This window comes from Massilia arenae, from assembly GCF_008014745.1.
GTDB lineage: Bacteria > Pseudomonadota > Gammaproteobacteria > Burkholderiales > Burkholderiaceae_D > Telluria > Telluria arenae.
In genome coordinates this window covers 212,824-234,125 of the sequence record NZ_VPFD01000004.1, presented here as the reverse complement: position 1 = coordinate 234,125, position 21,302 = coordinate 212,824, and the positions used below count along the sequence as shown (strand labels likewise).

16 protein-coding genes are annotated in these 21,302 nt (G+C 66.1%); 7 read left to right on the top strand and 9 right to left on the bottom strand.

Going from position 1 to position 21,302, the window contains the following annotated elements; genetic code table 11:
* The first annotated feature begins 213 nt into the window (after positions 1-213).
* From FVD38_RS05165 to FVD38_RS05145, 5 genes are all read left to right on the top strand, one after another.
* Positions 214-594, top strand: coding sequence for a DUF4398 domain-containing protein (locus FVD38_RS05165; RefSeq protein ID WP_147933837.1), 381 nt, complete (start codon positions 214-216; stop codon positions 592-594).
* A 12-nt stretch (positions 595-606) separates the two neighbouring features.
* Positions 607-1,440 (top strand): OmpA family protein, encoded by an 834-nt coding sequence (locus FVD38_RS05160; protein ID WP_147933836.1) that lies wholly within the window; start codon positions 607-609, stop codon positions 1,438-1,440.
* A 247-nt stretch (positions 1,441-1,687) separates the two neighbouring features.
* Positions 1,688-2,386, top strand: coding sequence for a dienelactone hydrolase family protein (locus tag FVD38_RS05155; protein ID WP_147933835.1), 699 nt, complete (start codon positions 1,688-1,690; stop codon positions 2,384-2,386).
* A gap of 235 nt (positions 2,387-2,621) precedes the next feature.
* On the top strand, positions 2,622-3,371 hold the full coding sequence (locus FVD38_RS05150; RefSeq protein ID WP_147933834.1) for a DUF6345 domain-containing protein: 750 nt from the start codon (positions 2,622-2,624) through the stop codon (positions 3,369-3,371).
* A gap of 3 nt (positions 3,372-3,374) precedes the next feature.
* Positions 3,375-4,319 (top strand): hypothetical protein, encoded by a 945-nt coding sequence (locus FVD38_RS05145; protein WP_147933833.1) that lies wholly within the window; start codon positions 3,375-3,377, stop codon positions 4,317-4,319.
* 5 nt (positions 4,320-4,324) lie between these two features.
* On the opposite strand, the gene FVD38_RS05140 is transcribed toward FVD38_RS05145, so the two are convergent.
* The 7 genes from FVD38_RS05140 to FVD38_RS05110 form a co-directional block, all read right to left on the bottom strand.
* The gene (locus tag FVD38_RS05140; RefSeq protein ID WP_147933832.1) at positions 4,325-7,015 is read right to left on the bottom strand and encodes a nitrate reductase; all 2,691 of its coding nucleotides are present in this window, start codon (positions 7,013-7,015) and stop codon (positions 4,325-4,327) included.
* A 13-nt stretch (positions 7,016-7,028) separates the two neighbouring features.
* The gene (locus FVD38_RS05135) at positions 7,029-8,246 is read right to left on the bottom strand and encodes an NAD(P)/FAD-dependent oxidoreductase (protein WP_147933831.1); all 1,218 of its coding nucleotides are present in this window, start codon (positions 8,244-8,246) and stop codon (positions 7,029-7,031) included.
* Positions 8,243-8,590 carry a nitrite reductase small subunit NirD gene (gene nirD, locus FVD38_RS05130; RefSeq protein ID WP_147933830.1) on the bottom strand — a complete coding sequence of 116 codons (348 nt, stop codon included), beginning with the start codon at positions 8,588-8,590 and terminating at the stop codon, positions 8,243-8,245. Before nirD ends, FVD38_RS05135 begins: the two co-directional genes overlap by 4 nt.
* A gap of 10 nt (positions 8,591-8,600) precedes the next feature.
* Positions 8,601-11,129 (bottom strand): nitrite reductase large subunit NirB, encoded by a 2,529-nt coding sequence (gene nirB / locus FVD38_RS05125; protein WP_147933829.1) that lies wholly within the window; start codon positions 11,127-11,129, stop codon positions 8,601-8,603.
* A gap of 14 nt (positions 11,130-11,143) precedes the next feature.
* On the bottom strand, positions 11,144-12,442 hold the full coding sequence (locus FVD38_RS05120; RefSeq protein WP_147933828.1) for an MFS transporter: 1,299 nt from the start codon (positions 12,440-12,442) through the stop codon (positions 11,144-11,146).
* 259 nt (positions 12,443-12,701) lie between these two features.
* The gene (locus tag FVD38_RS05115; RefSeq protein WP_147933827.1) at positions 12,702-13,871 is read right to left on the bottom strand and encodes a CmpA/NrtA family ABC transporter substrate-binding protein; all 1,170 of its coding nucleotides are present in this window, start codon (positions 13,869-13,871) and stop codon (positions 12,702-12,704) included.
* Between the two features lie 35 nt (positions 13,872-13,906).
* Positions 13,907-14,551: an ANTAR domain-containing response regulator gene (locus tag FVD38_RS05110; protein ID WP_147933826.1), complete on the bottom strand. Its 645-nt coding sequence runs from the start codon at positions 14,549-14,551 to the stop codon at positions 13,907-13,909.
* Positions 14,552-15,216: 665 nt separating this feature from the next.
* Between FVD38_RS05110 and FVD38_RS05105 the strand changes: the two genes are divergently transcribed.
* A complete protein-coding gene (locus FVD38_RS05105) occupies positions 15,217-17,589 on the top strand; it encodes a S9 family peptidase (protein WP_147933825.1) in 2,373 nt (790 codons plus the stop codon).
* 154 nt (positions 17,590-17,743) lie between these two features.
* Here FVD38_RS05105 and FVD38_RS05100 read toward each other — a convergent pair whose 3' ends face one another.
* Together FVD38_RS05100 and FVD38_RS05095 are read right to left on the bottom strand one after the other, a co-directional pair.
* Complete coding sequence (locus tag FVD38_RS05100) at positions 17,744-18,985, bottom strand: M20/M25/M40 family metallo-hydrolase (protein WP_147933824.1); 1,242 nt, start codon at positions 18,983-18,985, stop codon at positions 17,744-17,746.
* Complete coding sequence (locus FVD38_RS05095; RefSeq protein ID WP_147933823.1) at positions 18,982-20,226, bottom strand: urate hydroxylase PuuD; 1,245 nt, start codon at positions 20,224-20,226, stop codon at positions 18,982-18,984. The genes FVD38_RS05100 and FVD38_RS05095 overlap by 4 nt, the downstream gene beginning before the upstream one ends.
* Before the next feature lie 133 nt (positions 20,227-20,359).
* Here FVD38_RS05095 and FVD38_RS05090 point away from each other — a divergent pair, with 133 nt between their 5' ends.
* Complete coding sequence (locus tag FVD38_RS05090) at positions 20,360-21,298, top strand: LysR family transcriptional regulator (RefSeq protein WP_147933822.1); 939 nt, start codon at positions 20,360-20,362, stop codon at positions 21,296-21,298.
* Positions 21,299-21,302: the final 4 nt, after the last annotated feature.

The window sequence follows — 21,302 nt, the reverse complement described above, 5'->3', positions numbered from 1 at the left end:
TCAATAAGGTAGGCGATAACTGTTCGCCAAGTAAATGAATTTTGTATTTTGTATTCCACTTCAAATGGCATTCCCCGCCGCTGTGGCCCCTTGGCTAAGCACGGCAAGCTCAAGCCCGAGAACTCTGGACGATTGTCCTTTGGTCTGATTGAACGATGAATATCTCTCCCTTAGGATGAAATTCTCAAACCAAGATTTCTCGGGAGGCGCCCCATGATCCTCGCTAAATTTCTTCATCATCCCTCGCGCGTCTTGGCGAGATGCTCTCTTCTTGCCCTGTCCGCGTGTTCCAGTTCAGAGCTGAACCATCAGCTTGCCACCAGCCGGGAGGCGGTCGATCAAGCGCAGATGGCGGGTGCGGAAGAAAACGCTCCCGCGGAGTTCGGTGTCGCGACCGATAAGCTGACGCGAGCCAACGCTGCTGCCAACGGCCACCACAAGCACGACGCGATGCGTCTGGCCCAGCAAGCGCAGGTCGACGCCAATCTGGCGCGCGCCAAGAGCGAGTCGACCGAGGCCAGGATCGCGGCTGCCGAACTGACCAAGACTAACCAGACCTTGCGCGAGGCAATCAACCGCGCAAACCAGAATTAGTAGAGGTGAGAGATGAACAACATCCTCCGATCAGCCACCGGCGCGCTTGTGGCCGGTATCTTCGCAACGGGATGCGCGACATCCCCGCCGGCGTCCGAGGTGGCTGCCGCACGGGCGGCAATCGACAATGCCGGGCAGGCTGTCGACCACGCGTCAGCCGATCCCCACGTGGTCAAATACGCTCCCAGCGAACTGGAACGCGCAACTGCTTCGCTGCAAGAAGCAAAAACGGCGTGGAATGACAAGCACGACCTGACGACCACCACGCATCTCGCCTATCTGGCACAGCAGCGCGCAGCCACGGCGCAGGAATTTGCCAACGAGCGTGCTGCGGAAGAGACAGTGAAGGTTGCGGCAGCGGAACTGAACCAGACAATGTCGGTTGCGGTTGTCCAACGACGTGGCAAACCGAGCGCAATCGCGGAACTGGCGCAAAAAGACCTGGTGGGTTTCGCCCCCGGAACCGCGAAAGTCCCGGCCAGCGCCAAGCGCGCGCTTGACGAGTTGGCCGCCACATTGAAAAGCAATCCCGAGCGCGAGGTCGTGATTGAAGGGTATACGGACAATGTCGGCGGTCCCCGTTACAACCAGGCCCTGGCCCTGAAACGGGCGGAAGCGGTACGTGCTGCCCTGCTTCAGCGTGGAATTGCCTCCGGCCGCATCGCCATCCGGTCTCTCGGCGAAGAGAATCCCGCGTCCAGCAACGCCAACAGGGTCGGGCGTTTGGAAAACCGGCGTGCGGAGGTCATCACTGGCGACGTGGGCACGCAAATGCGGGGTTCGTCGCAAATCTCCTCCACGCAGTCGAGCGACGGGAACGGACAATCCAAGCAGCCCGAGCGATGATGTCCAGAACACGGAACTTCATGCGTATGGGTTGAGAATTCTCGCCCATCCACAGGGCAGAAAAAGCCAGATACGGTGAGCCGGTCTGGCTTTTTTTCTGCGTGCATGTCGCCGGGCGTCGGCTCGCGATGTCCCGGCCAGCACCTACCGGTTTGTTCCAATTCCGCCATCCGTTTTATGATATGCGTCGCAGGCCGCTCATTGCCGTCACCGGCTGACGCCCCAACCTCCAATCAAAAGGAAAATCATGGCTGAAACCCTCACCGTCACCACCGCCGACCGCAGCTTCGACTGCTACGTCGCGCGCCCCAATGTCGTGGGCACCTACCCGGTCATCGTCGTGCTTCAGGAAATCTTCGGCGTGAACGGCGGCATCCGCAGCATCGCGGACAACTATGCCGCCAAGGGCTATATCGCCGTCGCCCCAGACCTGTTCTGGCGCACCGACCCAGGCATCCAGCTGTCGGAGGCGAGCGAAGCCGACGTCGCCAAGGCCTTCTCAATGTACCAGGCCTATGACTTCGACCACGGCGTGCAGGACATCGCCGCCACCATCAGCGCCGCGCGCACGATGGAAGGCAGCACCGGCAAGGTCGGCGTCACCGGCTATTGCCTGGGCGGCCTGATGACCTACCTGGCTGCGGCCCGCACCGATGGCGACGCCTTCGCCGTCTATTACGGGGGCGGCACCGAACAGTATTTGCACGAAGCCAAGCACATCGGCGCTCCCCTGCTCTACCACCTGGCCGGCGCCGACGAGTACATCGGCCCCGAAGCGCAAGAGCAGATCAAAGCCGCGCTGGAGGGCAAGGCCGATGCCGAGGTCCACGTCTATCCGGGCCGCGACCATGCCTTCGCACGTCCGGGCGGCAGCCACTACGACCACGACGATGCGACGCTGGCCAACAGCCGCACCGACGAGTTCTTCGCCCGCACCCTGCGCTAAGAACCTCAGCGCCACCGCCTGCCGGCGCCATGCCGGCAGGCGCACCCTCCCTCCCATCCCGCGACACGACGCCACGCAAGCCGCTACGGCGCTTCTATCCACCCGGATACGCAACACTCGCGAAGCCTGATCTTCGGCAGAGCCGCCGCGCCTGCTCCGATTACTGTATCCCGAGCTACTCCGCCGTGCCCACCAGGGTGCGGCGCATGGCTTTCCGATACGAAAGGAGAATCTCATGGCGAGGTTCGGAGTCGAAGCAATCCGGTATTTCAACCATGCACGCGCCGCCGGCGTGAGCACGGCGGGAGACCTGACGTACACCTTTAACAGAAGCAATGGTTTCGACAGCAAGCTACGCTCGGCCGGCCACACACGCGCCTTCTACTGGGCCAATACCGACGTCTGGGAAACCGACATCCGCGACGTCGACCAGGGCGGCAGCGACCGCAATTGGGTCGACGATGTCGACCTGTTCTGGATCGAAACGCACGGCAATTCCGAGGCCGATGGCCGGGCGCGCATGCTGTACGACACCGCGCACAGCGAATGGCGTACCTGGTCCGACCAGTGGCAGCTGGGCGAGGACTGGAACAGCGAATGGGTAATGGCCTATTCCTGCCACACGGTCAACCTGGCCGCCGTCACCGGCCTGTGGAACATCTTCGCGCGCCTGCACATCTATTGCGGCGCCTGGGGCGATATGTACGACGGCATCACCACCGACGAATGCGGCGAGGACGTGGCCGACAACCTGGTCGACGGCGACACCGTCTCCAGCGCATGGCACGATGGCGTCTCCGACTGGTGGGTCGACAACCACCCGGTCACCGTCTGCGTGGGCGACGCCGCCACCTGGAATGGCGGCGCCATCCGTTGGGATCTGTCCGCCCTGAATCGCGACCACCTGTGGGGCCACGGCAGCGTGAGTCCCGACCTGGCGCCGGCACAGCAGGCATGTCTCTTGTGGAAGTGGACGGAGGGCTGAACCATGAACCAGCAAACCCTGATCGATACCCTGATGAAGACCGGCGCGCATGCGGTGCCGGGCCGCGCCGATGTGATCGCGCTCACCCCGCTCACCCGCGACGATGCGCGCGCCAATATGAACCGTTTCCTGACCGCGCTGCACGAAGCCGACATCTGTCGCCACGACCGCGCCAATCTGGCCGACCGCGGCGAACGCAGCGTGGTGCACCTGCCCGATGGCGCGCGCGCCGTGGTCTACCACGCCTCGGGTGCGCTGCGGTACGTGTCCGGCCTGGCGCCGTTCCAGGCGCCCTGGCCGCGGCTGGAAGAAACGCCGGTGCTGGTGCGCCAGCTGGAGCAAGCCGCGCAGCGCATCGACATCGCCGCCTGGGTCGGTGAACGCGGCAGCCTCGCCTTCGAGCGCCTGTGGCAGACCAAGGCCCGCGGCAGCGACCGCGACCAGAAGCTGTCGGACACGCTGCTGGTGCGCGCCACCGGCGCCTGGCGCCATGCGGTGGGCGAGATTCCGGTGCTGGGCGCCGCCTCGGTGGCGCTGCGCCTGGCCGGCGACGGCACGGTCGACGCGCTCGCGCTGAACATCCGCCACACCGATGCCGAGGTGCTCGACACCGCGCCCGTCATCGAGGCCGAACTGGCGGCGCGCCAGTTGGCCGAGCGCCTGGCCAGCGTGCTGGGCAAGTCCAAGGATCGGCTGCCGGGCGACGCCGTGCAGTCGGCCACGATGCGCTTCGGCTATATCGACCTGGGCAAGCGCAAGGCCCAGCGCGTGCTGGCGCCGGCCTACGTGGCGCAGGTCGTCCTGCAGCACCGGCTCGAGCGCCAGGCGTACGTGCTGGCGGTGTCGGCCACCGAGCGGCCGTATATCGAGCTGCCGCTGTTCGGCACCGAGGCGCCGGTGGTGCGCTCGCGCGGTTTGCATCCTGAGTGCCGTGACGGGGCGTCGTGATCCGGTCACACCACGGCTGAGCGCACCTCCTGCAACAGCGACCTGATCTCGGGCAGGCACGATCCACAATTACCGCCGGCCCGCAGGCAGGCGGTCACCTCGGCCGGCGTCTTCAGGTCCTGTTTCTCGATCGCCGCGCAGATCGTGTTGCGGCCGACGCCGAAGCAGGAGCAGACGGTCGGCCCGGGGTCCGGCCCCAGCGTCGGCGCGCGGCCGGCCAGCAAGGTCGCGCGTTCGCGTGCGCTCAGTTCGGGTTGTGCGAACAATCCACCGAGCCAGGCGCGCGCCGGCAGGTCGGGCCGGCGTGACGCGAACAGGCAGGCTTCCAGGCGCCCATCGACCACGAGCGCCGCCCGCAGCATGCCTTCCGACTTGTCCTCGTATTCGATCCAGTCGGCGTCTTCATCCGCACCGAGCAGCGCGCGCGCCATCGCGGGCGACACCGGCTCGCGGCCGCCCAGCTCATAGCGCAGGAAGCCGCTGCCGCGCACGCGGGTCCAGTGCGCCACCCGTTCCAGGTTCAGTTCCGTGCGGCTCAGGATGAAGCCATGCCAGGCCACGCCGAACGGCTCCACCCGCACCGGCGTGTGCTTGAACTCGGGCTCGCCCGACACCGGATCGACCTCCGGATTGACCAGCGCACCGACGCGCGCGTCAGAGGCGGTCTGCCCATTCCAGTGGATCGGCACGAACACCGCGCCGCGCGCGATGCCGCCGCCATGCGCCACGCGCGCCACCATCGCGCCCCACTGCGAACTCACGCGGGCGAGCTCTCCCTCGCGCACGCCAGCCAGCAGCGCGTCGTGCGGATGCAGGTCGACGAAAGGTTCGGGCGCATGGCCGGCCAGGCGCGGCGACTTGCCGGTGCGCGTCATAGTGTGCCATTGGTCGCGCATGCGCCCCGTGTTGAGCACCAACGGGAACTCGCCGCCCGGCGCGTGCACGGGCCCGCGCGGCGTGACCGCGATGAAGCGCGCCTTGCCATCGGGATGAGAAAAGCGGCCGTCGCCGAACAGGCGTGCGGTGCCCTCGGTCGGCGAACGCAGCGGCCACTGGATCGGCTCCAGCGCATCGTAGGCCGCGCGGTCAATGCCGACCAGCGGATCGAGCCGGAAAGCGCGCCGATAGCCGTCCTCTCCGTTCTTCCAGGTCGACAGCCGCGCGTGCTCGTCGAAGATCGCGTGCGCGCCGTCGTAATCGAAGCCGGCAAAGCCCATGCGCCTGGCCACCTCGCACAGCGCCTGCCAGTCAGCGCGGGCCTCTCCCGGCGCCGGCAAAAAGGCGCGCTGGCGCGAGATGCAGCGCTCGGAATTGGTCACCGTGCCATCCTTCTCGCCCCAGGCCAGCGCCGGCAATGCCACGTGCGCATACGCGCCGACGTCGGTGTTCGCCACCACGTCCGACACCACCACCAGTTCGCAGGCGGCCAGTGCGCGCCGCACCTGGTCGGCGTCCGGCATGCTGACCACGGGGTTGGTGGCCATGATCCAGACAGCCTTGACCTTGCCCGCCTCCACCGCGCGGAACAGGTCGACCGCCTTCAGCCCTGGCTTGTCGGCGATGCGCGGCGCCCCCCAGAAGCTGCGCACCGCGTCGCGGTGGCCGGCGTTGTCCAGGTCGAGGTGGGCCGCCAGCATATTTGCCAGGCCGCCCACTTCGCGTCCGCCCATCGCGTTCGGCTGGCCGGTCAGCGAGAACGGGCCCATGCCGGGACGGCCGATGCGGCCGGTGAGCAGGTGGCAGTTGATGATGCTGTTGACTTTGTCGGTGCCGCTCGAGGACTGGTTCACGCCCATCGAGAACGCCGTCATCACTTTTTCGGTGCGCGCAAACAGCTCATAGAAAGCGCGCAGCTGGTCCGGATCGACGCCGCAGTCGCGCGCCACGTCATCCACCTCGCCATCCACCCCGGCGACTTCCAGCGCCGCCTCCAGCCCATGCGTGTGCGCCGCAACGAAGTCCCGGTCGGCAGCGCCCTCTCGCGCCAGATAGGCCAGCAGGCCGTTGAACAGCCGCACGTCGCTGCCCGGCTTGAGCGGCAGGTGCAGGTCGGCCAGCTCGCAAGTCGCTGTCCGGCGCGGGTCGAGCACGACGATCTGCAGTTCGGGGCGCGCCTCCTTCGCCTTGACGATGCGCTGGAACAGCGTCGGATGGCACCAGGCGGCGTTCGAGCCGACCAGCACGATCGCGTCGGCCAGTTCGAAATCCTCGTAGCAGCCCGGCACCACGTCTTCGCCGAAGGCGCGCTTGTGGCCGGCCACGGCGGACGACATGCACAGGCGCGAGTTGGTGTCGATATTGGCGCTGCCGACGTAGCCCTTCATGAACTTGTTGGCGACGTAGTAATCCTCGGTGAGGATCTGGCCCGAAACGTACAGCGCCACCGCATCCGGTCCGTGCTCGGCGATGATGCGCCTGAAGCCGTCGGCGACGGTGTCCAGCGCCTCGTCCCAGCTGGCGCGCGTCATGACGCCGTCGCGGCGCATGGATGGATACAACAGGCGCCCGTCCAGGCCCAGCGTCTCGCCCAGGGCCGAGCCCTTGACGCACAGGCGGCCGCGGCTGGCCACATGATCGGCGTCGCCCTCGATCAGCGCGCCGCCATCGCCCAGCGGCGTGGCCTTCACGCCGCAGCCGACGCCGCAATAAGGACAGGTGGTGCGGACTTCTTGCAGCGGGATCGGCATGTGTGACATAAGTGACTCTCTTCTACGCGGCCTGCGCTTCACACATTGCAGGCCCGAACAACAATCGATCGCGCAGCGCCGACACGTCGGCCCCACGCTGGATCAGGTCGAAATACCAGGGGCCGTCGAGCACGTCGCCATACAGCACGGCGCCGGTGATGCGGTTCCCTTCGAGCACCAGGCGCTTATAGACGCCGGCGCGGCGGTCGCGCAGCACCAGGTCTTGCGTGCCCGGTCCGCCGACGATGTCGCCAGCCGAATACAGGTCGATGCCGGTGACTTTCAGCTTGGTGGCCGTGGCCTGCTGCACGTAGCGGCGATGGCCCAGGCCGGCCAGGTGGGCGGCGCACACCCGCGCCTGGTCCCAGATCGGCGCCACCAGGCCGAAGGTCGCCTTGCGGTGCTGGACGCATTCGCCCACCGCGTACACGCGCGGGTCATAGCTCTGCAAGGTGTCGTCGACCACGATGGCGCGCTCGACGTGGAGGCCCGCGGCGCGCGCCAGCGCCACATTCGGACGCACGCCGGCCGCCATCACCACCAGGTCGGCCGGCGCCTCGCTGCCGTCCTTGAAGCGCACGCCCTCCACCTTGCCATTGCCGAGGATGGCCTCGGTCTCGGCGCCCAGCAGGATGCGCAGGCCGCGGCCCTCCAGCGCGATCTTGAGCAGCAGCGAGGCGTCGACGTCGAGCTGCTGGTTGAGCAGGCTCCCCGTCAGGTGCACCACGGTGACGTCCATGCCGCGCCGAAGCAGGCCGTTGGCTGCTTCCAGTCCGAGCAGGCCGCCGCCGATCACGACCGCGTGCTTGCCGTCACGCGCGGCCTGCAACATGGTGTCGACGTCGTCCAGGTCGCGAAAGCCCACCACGCCTGGCAGATCGGCGCCCGGTACCGGCACGATGAACGGTTGCGAACCGGTGGCCAGCAGCAGGCGGTCGTACTGCACCTCCTTGCCAGAACGCGCGCGTACGATGCGCCGCTTGCGGTCGATCGCCACCACCGGATCGCCCGCGTACAGAGTGATGCCGTGCTCCTCATACCAGCTGCGCGGATGCAGCACGATCTCGTCCGCTGTCTTCTCGCCTGCCAGCACCGGCGACAGCATGATGCGGTTGTAGTTTACGCGCGGTTCGGCGCCGAACACGGTGATGTCGTAGAGGTCGGGCGCCAGCGCCAGCAGCTCCTCGACGGTGCGCATGCCGGCCATGCCGTTGCCGACTACGACCAAAGAGGGCTTCATGCGGCGACCCACACCTGCCCGCCGTCGATCCGCGCCGGATAGCTGGCGACCGATTGCGCCGGCGCTTCCAGGCACTCGCCGCTCTGCAGGTCGAAATGCTGCTTGTAGATCGGTGACGCGACCACGATGCGCTCGCCGATGCTGCCCACCAGCCCGCGCGACAGCACGGCGGCCTGCGAATTGGGATCGTAGTTATCGATGGCGAATACCCTCGGCTCATCGGCGCCGACGCGGAACACGGCCACCTGGTGGCCGTTCAGCAAGGCGCACACGCCGGTATCGGGCACGATGTCGGAAAGTAGGCAGACGGCGGTCCAGCGTTCGAGTTGAAGATCACGGTGCATGATGGCTCCTTCAGGCTGCGGTGGCGATGGGAATGACGCGGCGACGCTCGTCGAAGGTGGCCGGACGCACCTGGCCGCGCTCGGGCACGAACACGACGTTCTCGTCTACCTGCGGGCTGTTGACGAAGTGACGGAAGCGGCGGCGCACGTTCGGATCGGTGACGGCTTCCTTCCACTCGCAGGCATAGGTGTCGACCACGTGCTGCATCTGCGCTTCCAGTTCCTGCGCAATGCCGAGGCTGTCGTCGATTACCACGGCCTTGAGGTAATCGAGACCGCCTTCCAGGTTTTCGCGCCAGGTGCTGGTGCGCTGCAGGCGTTCGGCGGTGCGCACGTAGAACATCAGGAAGCGGTCGGTCAGGCGCACCACTTCTTCTTCGGAGAGGTTCGAGGCTATCAGTTCGGCATGGCGCGGCTTCATGCCGCCGTTACCGCACACGTACAGGTTCCAGCCCTTGTCGGTGGCGATCAGGCCGACGTCCTTGCCCTGGGCTTCGGCGCACTCGCGGGTGCAGCCAGAAACGCCGAACTTGATCTTGTGCGGCGCGCGCAAACCTTTATAACGGTTCTCCAGCGCGATGGCGAAGCCCACGCTGTCACCGACGCCAAAGCGGCACCAGGTCGAGCCGACGCAGGATTTCACGGTGCGCAGCGATTTGCCGTAGGCGTGGCCCGATTCGAAGCCGGCCGCGATCAGCTCTTCCCAGATCGCGGGCAGCTGGTCCACGCGGGCGCCGAACAGGTCGACCCGCTGGCCGCCGGTGATCTTGGTGTACAGGCCGTACTTCTTGGCCACCATCCCCACCGCGATCAGGCCGTCGGCCGTGACTTCGCCGCCCGGCATGCGCGGCACCACCGAGTACGTGCCGTCCTTTTGGATATTGCCGAGGAAGTAGTCGTTCGAATCCTGCAGGCTGGCGTGCTTCGGTTTCAGGACGAAATCGTTCCACACCGAGGCCAGGATATTAGCGGCGGTCGGCTTGCAGACGTCGCAGCCGAGCCCCTTGCCGTGGCGCGCCAGCAGCTCGCCGAAATCCTTGATGCCTTCCACCCGCACCAGGTGGTACAGCTCCTGGCGCGAGTAGGGAAAGTGTTCGCACAGGTGGTTGTTGACCGCCACGCCCAGTTTCTTCAGCTCGGCGTTGAGGACCTGGGTTACCAATGGCACGCAGCCGCCGCAGGCGGTGCCGGCCGAGGTGCAGCTCTTGAGGGCGCCGATGGTGGTGGCGCCGCCGGCGACCGCCTCGCACAACGCTCCCTTGCTGACATCGTTGCACGAGCAGACCTGGGCCGTTGCCGGCAGCTTGTCGACGCCGATCGCCGGACGGGCCGCGCCGCCGCTCTCGGGCAGGATCAGGTATTCCGGCGCTTCCGGCAGCTCGATCTTGTTGAGCATCGTCTGCAGCAGCGCGCCATAGGCGGACGCCTCGCCCACCAGCACGCCGCCCAGCAGGTATTTGCCGCAGCTGGAGACGACGATCTTGCGATAGACCTGCTTGCGCTCGTCCATGAATTGATAGCTGCGGCTGCCCGGCGTGGCGCCATGGGCGTCGCCGATGCTGGCCACGTCCACGCCCATCAGTTTCAGCTTGGTGCTCATGTCGGCGCCGACAAAACCGCATTCGGTGCCCAGCAGATGCCGCGCCGCGGTACGCGCCATATCGTAGCCCGGCGCGACCAGGCCATACAGCTGGCCGTTCCACAAGGCGCATTCGCCGATGGCGTAGACGTGCGGGTCCGAGGTCTGGCAGCGGTCGTCGATGACGATGCCACCGCGCGGCCCAATCTCCAGTCCGGACACACGCGCCAGTTCGTCGCGCGGGCGGATGCCGGCCGAGAACACGATCATGTCGGTATCCAGGTGGCTGCCGTCGGCGAACTGCATGCGGTGAGTGGTGTCTTCGCCATCCACGATGGCCAGCGTATTCTTGCCCGTATGGACGCCAACGCCCAGCTCCTCGATGCGGGTGCGCAGCACGCGCGCGCCGGAATCGTCGACCTGCACCGCCATCAGGCGCGGCGCGAATTCGACCACGTGGGCGTTAAGACCCAGGTCGCGCAGCGCCTTGGCGCATTCGAGGCCCAGCAGGCCGCCGCCGATCACGACGCCCGACTTCGAGCGTGCGCCGCATTCCTGCATCGCTTCCAGGTCTTCGATGGTGCGATAGACGAAGCAGTCCTTGCGATCGGCGCCCGGGACCGGCGGCACGAATGGATAGGAACCGGTCGCCAACACCAAGCGATCATAAGCGACAGAGGCACCGTCGGCCAGCGTCACCGTCTTCGCCGCTCGGTCGATCCCGACCACCTTCGCGTTCAGGCGCAGCACCATGTCTTCACGTTCGAAGAAGCCCGGCGCAACCAGCGACAGGTCTTCCGCACTTTTACCAGCAAAGAATTCCGACAGGTGCACGCGGTCGTAGGCCGGCCGCGGCTCTTCGCCCAGCACCGTGATGCGCAAGTCTTGCCGGCCGCTGGCGGCCAGGGTTTCGAGGAATTTGTGGCCCACCATGCCGTGGCCGATGACGACGATATGCATTTGCTGCTCCTAATTTAAGCTGCTGCGGCTGCCGGCGCCGTGTCGGCGCTGGTCGCGGTGAATCGGGCTGCGATGGCGCAGACGCTGGCGACCAGCACCAGGCCGCTGAGGATCGTGAGCGTCTGCTTGATGTCGCCCGTACCCTTCATCAGGAAGCCGGCCGCCACCGCGCCGACGTTGCCGCCGGCGCCGACGATGCCGGCCACGCCGCCCAGCGCCTTCGGTGCGATGAACGGCACCAGCGCATAGGTGGCGCCGCAGGCCATGTGGGTGAACAGGCCGAACACCAGCATCGCGACCACGGCGAACACGACGCCCTCGGCCTGGGCGAACCACAGCAAACCAAGGCCTTCGCCGATCATCAGCACGAACAGCACGGTCACGCGGCGGTTCAGGTCACCGGAGAGTGCGGCCTTGTCCGACAGCCAGCCGCCCAGCGCGCGGGCGAACAGCGCCAGCAGGCCGAAGCTGCCGGCCGCCATGCCGGCCTGCGCCAGCGACAGGTCGAAGTGCTCGACGTAATACACGGCGGCGATGTTGTGGATGAAGATCTCGATGCCGAAGCAGGCGCCATAGGTGACGAACAGCAGCCAGGCGCGGTAGTTGCGGCAACCGGCAACGAAGCTCGCCCAGCCGCCCTTGCCGCCGCCCTCCGGCATCAGGCCGGTCTTGCGCAAGTCGTCGTAGTTACCGGCCGGGCAATCCTGCGTGTAACGCCAGTAGAAGAAGGCCATCACGATCATCATCACGCCGGGCACCACCAGCGCCAGGCGCCAGCTCAGCGACTGGCTCACGCCCAGCATCACGATGGCCGTCAGCATCAGCGGCATGAGCGCCTGTGCGGCGCCGCCGCCGGCATTGCCCCAGCCGGCGGCCGCCGCGTTGGCGGTGCCGACCACCTTCGGTCCGAACATGACGGAGGTGTGGTACTGGGTGATGACGAAGCTGGCGCCGACCGCGCCGATGCCCAGGCGCGCCAGCAGGAAGGCCTCGTAGCTCTGCGCCATCGCCACGCCCAGCACGGGAATCGCGCCGATGAGGAGCAAGCCCGTATAGGTCTTGCGCGGGCCGTAGCGGTCGCACAGCGGGCCGACCAGCAGACGCACGAAGATGGTGATCGCGACCGCCGCGATATTGATGTTGGCGATCTGCTCCATCGAGAGCCCGAACTCGCCCTTGATGACCGGCATCAGCGGCGCGCAGGCGAACCACGCGAAGAAGCAGATGAAGAAGGCGACCCAGGTCAGGTGGAAGGCGCGCATGGGCGCCCCCTCGAAGGAAAAGAGCTTGATGCTGTCTGCTTTGCTGGCCATTGTTCTTCCTTTGGAAAACGAAAAGGCGTCCGCGCTTGCTGCCGGGGGCAGTAGCTGCGGACGCCGTTGTCCTGTTGCCGTCCCCGCGTTGGGCCAGCTAAGTGAAAATGTTCGTGAGAAGAATCGCCATTGATCCTGTCATTGGTATGAGCAAGAGGCGTGCCACCAGGGCTTCAGGGGGCGTACGCAAGCCGGGCGGATCCGGATGCTGCATTGCGGTGCATCGCTCCCCAGGATGATGCACCCGCCTGCACCGCGTTCAAGATCCGGATGGTGCGCCGGCCCAGGCTTGCGGGTCGCTGCCGTCCCATACCCGGCCATTGAGCAGGGTCGAGCTGCGCATCGGGGAGCTGGGCAGCATGGTGCCGGTGCGTTCGGCCGCCTCGCGATACAGGTCGATGCGGTTGACCTGGGCCGCCAGCGCCAGGTAGGCGGGTGCTTCGCGCAGCAAGCCCCAGCGCCGGTGCTGGGTCATGAACCACATGCCGTCCGACAGCCACGGGAAGTTGGCCTCGCCGTCGGCATGGAAGCGCAGGCCGTTGTGGCCGCGCCAGGCGCCGCCTTCCCGATGCTCGTCGATATGGCTGCCGGCCAGGCAGAATTGGAGCGTCTCGCGGCTGGCATTGACGTAGGCAGGACTGGCCAGTACCTCGGCCGCGGCTTCGCGGTTGGTGCGCGAGGCATCGAGCCAGCGCGCGGCTTCCAATAGCGCGGCGATCATCGCGCGGCAGGTGTTCGGGTGGCTGGCGGCGAAGTCGGCGCGCGTGCCGAGCGCCTTGCCCGGGTGGTTCGGCCATATCTGTTCGCTGGACGCGGCCTGCACCCCGGCGCCGTCGCGCTGCGCACGCTGGCCCCACGGTTCGCCCGCGCAAAAGCCATCCATATGGCCGGCCGCCAGGCTGGCCGCCATCTGCCCGGGCGGCACCGTCACCGCCTGGCAGTCCACCAGCGGGTCGATGCCGTGCGCGGCCAGCCAGTAATACAGGAACATCGCGTGGTTCCCGGTCGGGAAGGTGTGGGCCAGGGTGAGCTTGCGCCCTTTCTCGTCCACCTCGCGCCTGAGCATGCCGGGGTCGAGGGCGGCGTTGGCGAGCGCGCGCGACAGCGTGATGTTCTGGCCGTTCTGGTGCAGGTTCATCAACACTGCCATATCGCACTGCTGGGTGCCGATGCCGTTCTGGATGCCGTAGACCATCCCGTACAGCGCATGGGCCGCGTCGAGCTGCTGGCCGATCAGGCGGTCGCGCATGGCGGTCCAGGACAGCTCGCGGGTGAGCTCGAAGCGCACCCCGTACTGTTCGTCGAAGCCCAGCACCGACGCCATCACCAGCGGCGCGCAATCGGCCAGCGGCATGAAGCCGATGCGGACGGTCTCGATCTCAGGGCGGTCGGTGCCGGCGATCCAGGCGCCTCTGCCTGCCAATGTCATACGTCTCCTTGTCCTTTTATATAGTGAAGCGTGGCCTAGCCCAGCAGGTCTTCCACGTCGATCAAACGCTGTGCGACTTCCGCCAGCTTGAGGTTCTTGTTCATCGCCAGGGTACGCAGGCGCTGGTAGGCCTGCTCCTCGGTGAGGCTGTAGCGGTTCATGAGCAGGCCCTTGGCGCGGTCGACGGTCTTGCGCTCCGCGAGCTTCTGGCGCGTATCGCTCAGCTCATCGAGCAGCTTCTGCTCGCGCCGGAAGCGCGCCAGCGCCACGTCCAGCACCGGCTTGACGCGCTCGGCCTGCAGGCCGGCCACGATATAGGCCGAGACGCCGGCATCCATCGCCGCGTCCATGCTGGCCGGCGCATCGTCCTCGGTGAACAGGACGATCGGCCGCCGCGCGTCGCGGGTGGCGATCACGATGTGCTCGAGCACGTCGCGCGCGTCGGACTCGCTGTCGGCGATGATCAGGTCGGGCTGCAACTGGGCGATGCGCTCGGGCAGGAAGACGTCGGCCGGCAGCGACGCGATGAGGTCGTAGCCCGATTCGAGCAGGCCGATGCGCAGCGCCGTGCTGCGCCGGGTCTGCGCAGCCTGGGCGGCATCCGGGTCGATGCCGGGTGCTGTGGCGGAAAGCACGACGACGATCCGCAGGTGTGGTGAAGCACTGTCTCGCGATTTCATGTGCTTACGACATGCAAGATTCGCACCAGCGTTGCGGCCGCTGAATGCTCTAGCCCCTCTTATGCAAAGCCCGATGCCCAAGGTATACGTATTTCGAATATCTTGCATAGAGGCAACTTCATAACCATTCACGCCGTGAATCGCTGGAATCACAAATCTAAAGTTTGTTTATGACGACGGCACCCCTATACTGCAACGCAACATCGAAGTATTTATCTCAGGGGAACAATTATGACTGCAGCTATCCAACGCACCAGCTTCTTCGCGGCAGCCATCTCGGCCATCCGCAGCTTCTCGCAAGACCTGTACGTCGCTCACGGCGGCTACGCTCCGGCAGTGCGGGGTTAATCCATGCATCCGCTCGAATACATTACCATCGCCCTAGCCGTCGTCGCCGTGGCCGCACGCGTCTCCATGTTCCTGCCGCGTCCGCCAAAAGGCCCGTTCAAGGCCATGTAATACAGGGGCTCATTGCGGCGCACTAGCGTCGCGAAACCCGCTCCATATCCAGCGCCGGCCGTACTTACGCACCGCCGGCGCTTGTCTTTACAGCAAAAAAAACCTGTCACATTCCGCAGTCCTGATGAGTGCCTGCGCTAGAATGCATGCGCATTTCTCGCGAGCATTACTGGCAACCAAGCCACTCTTCACTCATCAGACTCTACATGCGAACACCTGCACTTACCCTGTTTGCGGCCTCCTTCGCCGCACTGATCGCGCTGCCGGCGGCGGCATCCACTCCAATCACCCTCGACCAGGCCATGAGCCATCCAGACTGGATCGGCACCCCGGTGGAAGACGCCTGGTTCAGCTGGGACGGCAAGCAGGTGTACTACAAGCAGAAGCGCACCGGTTCGCCGGTGCGTGACGTGTTCCAGGTCGCGGCCGGCAAGGCCCAGCTGGTAAAGGACGCCGAGCTGCCGAAGGTCGACAGCGCCGAGGTCGTCTACAACCGCAACAACAGCCGCATGCTGGTCCTGCGCAATAACGACCTGTTCGAGCGCGACCTCAAGTCGGGCCAGCTGGTCCAGGTGACGCGCGGCGCCAGCCGCATCACCGCCGCCCAGTACACGGCGGACGAACGCGCGGTCCAGTACCGCGTCGGCAATGACTGGTATGTGTGGGACCGCACCAGCAAGGTTACCGGCCCGGCCGCCCTGCCGCGCGCCGCCAAGGACCCGAACGCGCCTGAAGAAGATCCCTACCGTTCGACCGAACTGCGCCTGATCGAGCACCTCAAGCGCCAGAAGGATGACCGCGACGCCCTGCGCGCCCGCACCGATGAACTGCGCCGCGCCGACGCCTCAATGGCGCCGAACCAGATCTACCTGGGCGACAAGGTCACCATCGAAGGCAGCTCGCTGTCGCCCGACGGCCGCTGGCTGCTGGTGGTCACCGCCGCCAAAGGCGCCGACAAAGGCCGCGCCGGCAAGATGCCGCGCTACGTGAACGAGTCGGGCTTCGAGGAGACCGAAGACGTGCGCACCCGCGTCGGACGCAACATGCCGGTGCCGCACGCACTGAAACTGGTCGATTTGCGCACCAACAAGCTGCAGGACATCGCCTTCGACGTCCTGCCGGGCATCACCACCGACCCGCTGGCCGAGCTGCGCGCCGCCGCCAAGAAAGATCCGCTCAAGGGCAACCGCCCTGTAGTCGTCTCGGGCGGCCGCAACGCGATCGACTGGAGCGCCAATGGCGCCAACGTCGCCGTCATGCTGCGCGCGGTGGACAACAAGGACCGCTGGATCGCCAGCGTCGACCTGGGTGCTGCGACCCTGAAACCCCTGCATCGCCTGACCGACGGCGCCTGGGTCAACTACGACAACGCCGAATTCGGCTGGCTGCCGGACAACCGCACGCTGTGGTACCTGTCCGAAGAAAGCGGCTACTCGCACCTGTACACCAAGGACAGCGCCACGGCCGCCGCGCCGCGCGCCCTGACCACGGGCAAGTGGGAAGCCAGCGACGTGCGCTGGACCTATGACGGCAGCACCGCCTACATGCTGTGCAACCGCGAGACCCCGGGCGACTACGAAGTCTGCGCAGTCAACGCCAACGGCGGCAACGTACGCGAAGTGACCAGGCTCGATGGCGTCGAGAAGTTCGCGCTGTCGCCGGACGAGAAGAAGCTGCTGGTGCACTGGTCGTCCAGCTACACCCCGATCCAGATCGCGACCGTGCCAGTCTCGGGCGGCGAGGCCAGCAAGCTGACCGACACCCGCACCCCGGAATTCAAGGCGCGCGAGTGGATCGAGCCGCAGTACGTGGCCGTGCCTTCCAGCGCCGGCGGCGATCCGGTGTGGGCCAAGCTGTATCGTCCGGCCCAGCTCGAGCCGGGCAAGAAGTATCCGGTCGTGATGTTCGTGCACGGCGCCGGCTACCTGCAGAACGTCAGCAAGCGTTATCCGAACTACTTCCGCGAGCAGATGTTCCACAACCTGCTGGTGCAGAACGGCTACGTGGTGCTCGACATGGACTTCCGCGCCTCGAAAGGCTACGGCAGCAAGTGGCGCACCGCGATCTACCGCCAGATGGGCCATCCGGAACTGGAAGACTACGTCGACGGCGTCAAGTACATGGTGAATCAGCACCAGGGCGACGCCGCCAACGTCGGCATCTATGGCGGCAGCTACGGCGGCTTCATGACCTTCATGGCCCTGATGCGCGCACCGGACACCTTCAAGGCCGGCGCCGCGCTGCGCCCGGTGACCGACTGGACCACCTACAACCACGAGTACACCGCCAACATCCTGAACACCCCGGACATCGATCCCGAGGCGTACAAGAAGTCGTCGCCGATCGAGTACGCGCAGAACCTGAAAGGCCACCTGCTGATCTCGCACGGCATGATCGACGATAACGTGTTCTATCAGGACTCGGTGCGCATGGCGCAGCGCCTGATCGAGATGAAGAAGGACAAGTGGGAACTAGCGAGCTATCCGCTGGAACGTCACGGCTATGTGCAGCCGGAAGCGTGGTATGACCAGTACCGCCGGATTCATGAGCTGTTTGAGCGTTCGCTCAAGCAGAAGTAATCCGCACCGCTGATCCGTCGTTCCCGCGCAGGCGGGAACCCAAGTCTTCAGCTTTGCCGCTTCGCTTGACTATGTGGCGCGCTAAATGACTTAGGTTCCCGCCTCCGCGGGAACGACGTTTTGGAGCCAGCGATAGAATCAGGTCGGCGGTTTTTCAGGGCCGTGGGCCGAGAAAATCCAGCAGGGTCAAGGCCACCACCTTGGTCGCCTTGCGCAAATCCTCCAGCAGCAACCGCTCGTCGGCCTTCTTGGCATTCGACTCTTCCACCGTGCGCGGTCCAGCGCCATACAGCACCGCCGGGATGCCATATTCGCCGTACAGCCGCGCATCCGCATACAGCGGCGTGCCGTGCGCGGGAATCTCCTCGCCCATGATCGCGCGACCATGACGTTGCAGGCTTTCCACCAATGGCGCCACGCCCGGCAAGGGCCGCAGCGCCTGCGACAGCAGCAGGCGCCGGATCTCGAGGCGAATTCCGGGCAAGCCACGCACCGCTTCCTCGATCAGGGCGCGCACCTGTGCCTCCACCGTCGCCGGGTCTTCTTCCGGGATCATGCGTCGGTCCATGCGCAACACGACCTTTCCCGGCACCACATTGGTATTGGTCCCGCCGTCGATGCGGCCGACGATCATGGTCGGCGAACCGATGCCTGCCACGGCGCTGCGGATCTTCTTCAGCGCCGGCAACTCATCGTAAATCGCATTCAGTACCTTGCTCGCGGCCTGCAGCGCGTCGACCGCTGTTTCCGGCATCGCGCCATGCCCCGCCCTGCCGTGCACGGTCACTTCCAGCTGCAGGCAGGCGTTGTGGGCGGTGACGATGCCGTAGCCGAAGCCGGCGGCGATCACGTAGTCGGGCCGGGTGAGGCCCTGGGCCAGCAGCCGGCCCGGCCCCAGCAGGCCGCCGACTTCCTCGTCGTAGGTGAAGTGCAGTTCGACCGCGCCCGATAAGGGCACTCCCAGCGCCTCCAGCGCGCGGGTCGCGAACACATAGGTGGCGAAGTCGCTCTTCGAAACCGCCGCCGCGCGCCCGTACAGATAGCCGTCCTCGATCACTGCGCCATACGGCGGCCGGGTCCAGCCCTCGCCCGGCGGCACCACGTCGCCGTGGGCGTTCAGCGCCAGCGTCGGGCCGCCGGCGCCGTACGGACGGCGCACGATCAGGTTGGTGATGCTTTCCAGGCCGTGGTCACGCACGTCCGGCGCCGGCACCGCGTGGCGCTCGACCGGCCAGCCGGCGGCCTCCAGCATGTCCGCCACCGCCTCGGCATGCGGCGCGTTATTGCCCGGCGGCGTATCGGTTGGAATCCGCACCACCTCCTGCAAGAAGGCGACCTGTTCGTCGAAGTGCGCGTCGATCCAGCCGGTGACGCGGTCATGCAAGGGATTGTTCATGGAGCCTTTCCTGTGCCAGCGCCGGCCTCGAACCAGGCCCCCACCTGGGCGCGTTCGGCATCGGTCATGTGAGTGAGATTCGCCAGCGGCATGGCCTTCAGTTGCACTGTCTGCTGGTAGATGCGGGCCGCATGCTGGCTCACCAGCTCCGGCGTGTGGAGCATCACGCCGCCCGGCGCCGCGGCGAAACCGGCTTGCGTCGGCTGCTGCGCATGGCAGGACACGCAGCGCTGGTCCATGATCGTGCGCACCGCGGCGAAGCGCGCGGCGGCGTCCACGCCGGCCGCCGCTGCGGGATCGGCGCTGGCGCGCGGCGCCGGCGCCAGCACGACCGCCAATGCCAGCAGCAGCGCCACGCCCGCGGCCGGATACCGCCATTCGATGCGGCCCTTGTGGCGCAGGTTGAAGAAGTGACGGATCAAGACCCCAGCCAGCATGATCACGCCCAGCACCGCCCAGGCATGCGGATGGTTGTAGGTCATCGCATAGTGGTTGCTGATCATGATGAACAGCACCGGCAGGGTGAAATAATTGTTGTGGACACTGCGCTGCTTGGCCTTGATGCCATGGCTCGGGTCGGGCTTCTCGCCCGCCAGCATGGCGTTCACCATCTTGCGCTGGCCGGGAATGATCAGCATCGCCACATTGGCCACCATGATGGTGCCGATCATCGCGCCCACGTGCAGGTAGGCGGCGCGGCCGCTGAGCAGGTGGGTGAGCACCCAGCTGCTGCCGACCAGCAGCAGCCAGACGGTGGCGCCGAACGCCAGCTGGTGCTGCACCAGCTTCGACCGGCACAGCAGGTCGTAGACGATCCAGCCGACCACCAGGCTGCCGATGCCGATGCCGACCGCCTGCCAGCTCGTGAGGTCGGCCACGCTGCGGTCGACCATCATCGCCTTCGCGTTCAGGTAGTAGACGACCACCAGCAGCGCAAATCCCGAGAGCCAGGTGGAATAGGCTTCCCACTTGAACCAGTGCAGTTCCGGCGGCAGCTCGGCGGGCGCCACCAGGTATTTCTGCGGGTTGTAGAAGCCGCCGCCGTGCACCGCCCATAGTTCGCCGGACACGCCCTTGCGCTCCAGGTCCGAGCCGGGCGCCGGCGGCTTGATCGTGTTGTCGAGCCAGACGAAATAGAAGGAGGCGCCGATCCAGGCGATGCCGGTGATGATGTGCAGCCAGCGCAGCAGCAGGTTGAACCACTCCAAAGCATATGGCGCCAGGTATCCGGTGTCGAACATGGGCTTCCCTTGAGAATGAACGCGGTGCAGCTGAGATGGATCGAAGATACGCTGATTCCAATTTCTGCGACATGAAATTTAGCGTATATTCAACATATCCTCCTTGATATACGTGCCACCTCGGCCGCTTGCGATGTCCAGCCTGCCCCGCAACCTCGACCTGCACCTGATCCGCATCCTCTACCTGCTGCTGGTGGAGAAGAACGTCTCGCGGGTGGCGCTCAAGCTGAACCAGCCGCAGCCCTCGATCTCGGCCTCGCTGCGTAAACTCCGTGAGCTCACCGGAGATCCGCTGCTGGTGCGCGGCGCGCGCGGCATGGTGCCGACCCAGCACGGCGAGAGCCTGTTGAAGCCGGCCAAGCGCATCCTCGACGAAGCCGAGAGCCTGTTCGTGCGCAAGGCGCCGTTCGTGCCCGAGCAGGCGACGCGCACCTTCCACATCGCCGCCCCCGACTATCTCGACGCGCGCTTCCTGCCGAACGTGGTGGCGCTGCTGCGGCGCGGCTCGCCCGGCAGCAAGGTCGTCATCCACGCCCTCGGCCCTGGCCTGGACTACCTGCGCATGATGTCCGACGGCGACATGGACCTGGTCATCGCCAACTGGGACGAGCCGCCCGCCCACCTGCACATGTCCAAGCTGTTCGAGGACCCGATCATCTGCACCATGCGCGCCGACAGCCCCTACGCCAGGCGCACGGCGCCGGACGCGATGACGCTCGAGGATTACCTCGACCTGCCCCACGTGGCCCCGACCCAGATGCTTCCGGGCTACCACGGCGTGATCGACGCCTGGCTCGAGCGCCATGGCCTGCAGCGCCGGGTGGCGGTCGAGTCGCCCTATTTCGGCGTGATTCCCTATATGCTGACCCAGAGCGACCTGGTGCTGACGACCGGCCGCCAGTTCATCCGCGCCTTCGAAAAGACGCTGCCGCTCAAGAGCTTCACGGTGCCGGTCAAATTTCCGCCGATGCGCTTCTACCAGCTGTGGCACCAGCGCGTGCACCAGTCGACCGAACACAAATGGCTGCGCGACCAGGTAAGCAGCGCGGCCAGGGCCCTCAATCAAGAATAGCCAG